General features: G+C 58.1%; 3 protein-coding genes. All 3 read right to left on the reverse strand.

The genetic code is table 11. From position 1 onward, the window contains the following. Positions 1-48: 48 nt before the first annotated feature. The 3 genes from map to secY all read right to left on the reverse strand — a co-directional run bounded on the left by map (position 49) and on the right by secY (position 2,978). A complete protein-coding gene (gene map / locus WA354_RS21085) occupies positions 49-801 on the reverse strand; it encodes a type I methionyl aminopeptidase (RefSeq protein ID WP_472814991.1) in 753 nt (250 codons plus the stop codon). A 51-nt stretch (positions 802-852) separates the two neighbouring features. Beyond that, positions 853-1,521 (reverse strand): adenylate kinase, encoded by a 669-nt coding sequence (locus tag WA354_RS21090; RefSeq protein ID WP_472814992.1) that lies wholly within the window; start codon positions 1,519-1,521, stop codon positions 853-855. A 71-nt stretch (positions 1,522-1,592) separates the two neighbouring features. Continuing rightward, on the reverse strand, positions 1,593-2,978 hold the full coding sequence (gene secY, locus WA354_RS21095; protein ID WP_472814993.1) for a preprotein translocase subunit SecY: 1,386 nt from the start codon (positions 2,976-2,978) through the stop codon (positions 1,593-1,595). Positions 2,979-3,140: the final 162 nt, after the last annotated feature.

Consider the following 3,140-nt stretch of genomic DNA (forward strand, 5'->3'; position numbering starts at 1 on the left):
TCTGGGCGCTTCCGCGCCCCTGTGTTTTGGACCGAGTTTCTACTTTACCTACTCAGTCAGAACCTTTGCCCCGGTGTCGGTAACCGCCACCGTGTGCTCGAAATGAGCACTCATACTTCCATCGTCCGTCACTGCCGTCCAGCCATCGCGCAACACGCGCACATTCGGCTTGCCGGCGTTCACCATCGGCTCGATCGCAATTACCATCCCTGCCCGCAACTTCATGCCGGAACCCGCTTCGCCGAAGTTCGGCACCTGCGGATCTTCGTGCATATGACTGCCGATCCCATGGCCTACAAAATCCCGTACCACCGAGAACCCCTCGGCTTCGACCACTTTCTGGACCGCGTGGCCAATATCCCCAAGCGTCGCTCCCGGCTTCACCACCGAGATGCCCGCGTGCAGCGACTTCTCTGTCACTTCAAGCAGCCGCGCCGTATCGGGTGCGATCTTCTCGCCCACCGGCACAGTGATGGCCGCATCACCGAAAAAGCCGTCCACAATCGCGCCGCAATCCACCGAAACGATGTCGCCTTCTTTCAGGACCCGCTTCTTCGATGGAATGCCGTGCACCACCTCGTTGTTGATGGAAGTGCAGAGCACGCATGGAAAACCGTGATAGCCCTTGAAAGCCGGCTTGGCGCCCAGTTCACTGATCCGCGTTTCCGCTACGTTCTCAAGATCCAGAGTTGTCGCACCGGGTTTCACATGGCTGCGCACGAGCTCCAGCACCTCGCGGACGACCTTGCCCGCGCGGCGCATCTTTTCGATCTCCTGCGACGACTTCAACACGACTGCCACTTCGCTAACCTGTCTTCCGTAAAACGCACAAAATACCGTTCGCGCACTGCACTACTGGCGCAGCCGCTCAACGGAAGCAACAATTCCAGCCGCAATCACGGCTATCGGCCCATCTCCAGGCACTTCCACAAATCGCCCCAGCTCCCGATAGTGCTCAATCACAGGCGCGGTTTGGGCCTCGTAGGCGCGCATGCGCTCCGCAAAAGCCTTCTCCGTGTCATCGGCTCGCTGGGTCAGTGCAGCCCCTTCAACGTCACAAAAACCGGCTCGTTGGGGCGGCTTCGAATAGACGTTGTAGATGGTCTGGCAGACTGGACAGTTCCTGCGCCCCGTAATGCGACGCAGTAACTGATTATAATCCACTTGGATACTGACGGCAACCAGCGGTAGAGCCTCTGTTTGCGTCGAAAGCCGCCCATCCAGCCAGTGTGCCTGCGCCAGAGTGCGCGGGAACCCATCGAGAATGTAACCTTTGACGGTATCCGGTTGCTGAAGTCTCACAGCAACCATCTCATTTACCAGGGAATCCGGAACCAGCTCCCCCCGGTGCATGATTTCCTTGGCTGTCTTTCCCAGTGCCGTGCCCTGGGCCACATTGGCTCGGAGCAAGTCTCCAGTTGAGATCTGGGGTATTCCCCAATGGTGCACCAGTTCTTTGGCCTGGGTACCTTTCCCCACGCCCGGTGCACCCAACAGGAGAATCGGTCCAGGTACGATCATCCTTGCCGACCCTCGATCTCCTTCTACTGCTGCTTCTACTGCACTTTCAACACTTGCTGCAGACGACGACATTACCAGTTTTTCCTTCCGCGTATACGACCGGAACGCGGGGAAAAGCCGTCATAATGGCGCATGATCAGCTGCGATTCGATCTGGTTGACAGTGTCCATAGCGACACCCACTACGATGAGCAGCGAGGTGCCGCCAAAGTAGAAATTGACCCCCAAACCGTGTGTGGCCCACGTAGGCAAGCTCTCAAAGAACCTGCCGACGAGCCAGAGCTTGTCAAAACGAATGCCCGAAATCAGGAAGGTGGGCACCAGGGAAATGATGATGAGGTAGATCGCGCCGACCAGCGTGATCCGGGTAAGGATGTCGTTGATGAAGTCTGAAGTGCGCTTTCCGGGCCGAATGCCGGGAATGAAAGATCCGGATTTGCGGAAATTGTCAGCAATATCGTCCGGCTTCATCACGATCGATACATAGAAGTAGGCAAAGAAGACGATGCCCAGCATGTACAGCAGCTCATACCAGGGATAGCCCGGTGCGAGCGCCTGAATAATGGGCTGGAAAAAGCGGTTGCTTTGCACCCACTCCATCTGCCCGAACAGAAGCGGGGCCGACAAGATGGAGCTGGCAAAGATGACGGGCATGACGCCGCCCGAGTTCACTTTCAAAGGCAGGTGGCTCGAAGAACCGCCCATCATGCGCCGGCCCACGATGCGCCGGGCGCTCTGGATGGGAATGCGACGCTCCGAACGCTCTACGAAGACGATGAACGCCACAACCGCGATCATGGCGACAGCCAGCAGCAAGACTGCGAAAATGGTGAAGTTTCCCCAGGCAGCGGTTTGCACCTTGCCCACCAGGTCAGCCACGCCGCGAGGCAGGCCGGCGATAATGCCGGCAAAGATCAGCAGGCTCATGCCGTTGCCGATGCCGCGGTCGGTAATCTGCTCGCCCAGCCACATGATGAATGCGGTGCCGGTGGTCAGGGTCAGAACCGTCATCAGACTGAATCCGATTCCCGGATCGAGCACCAGGCCCTGTTTGGTCAGAATGGCCGCAATTCCGATAGACTGCAGGGCGCCCAGAACGATGGTCATATAGCGGGTCCACTGTGTGATCTTCCGGCGGCCGAGTTCGCCTTCCTTCTGGATGCGCGCCAGCGGCTCGTACACCACGGTTAGCAGCTGGAAGATGATCGACGCGGTGATATACGGCATGATGCCCAGCGCGAAGATGGTCATTCTACGAAGGTTACCGCCGCCGAACAAGTCCATCAGGCCGAGTGCCGACCCGCTTTGCGCGTTGAACAGAAGCTCAAGCTGGTGAGTGTTGACGCCGGGGGTGGGGATGAATGCACCCAGACGGTACACGGCGAGAATGCCCAATGTAAACAGAACCCGCTTGCGCAGGTCAGGAATCCGGAAGATATTCAGAAACTTTTCAAGCATGTGTGGTTTTCCGCTTCAGGCGATGTCGCCGCTCGAATCTTGCCAAAATCCAGTGTAAGCGCGAAGGTCGCCACGTGTCCCTGAATTCCGCCGGATGCCTTCAGCTTTCGATCTTGGCAGCCGGGAAACCAGCTTGGCGGTGTTCGCGGACACATGGGGTGC

This window comes from Occallatibacter sp. (genome assembly GCF_049802275.1).
Lineage (GTDB): Bacteria > Acidobacteriota > Terriglobia > Terriglobales > Acidobacteriaceae > Telmatobacter.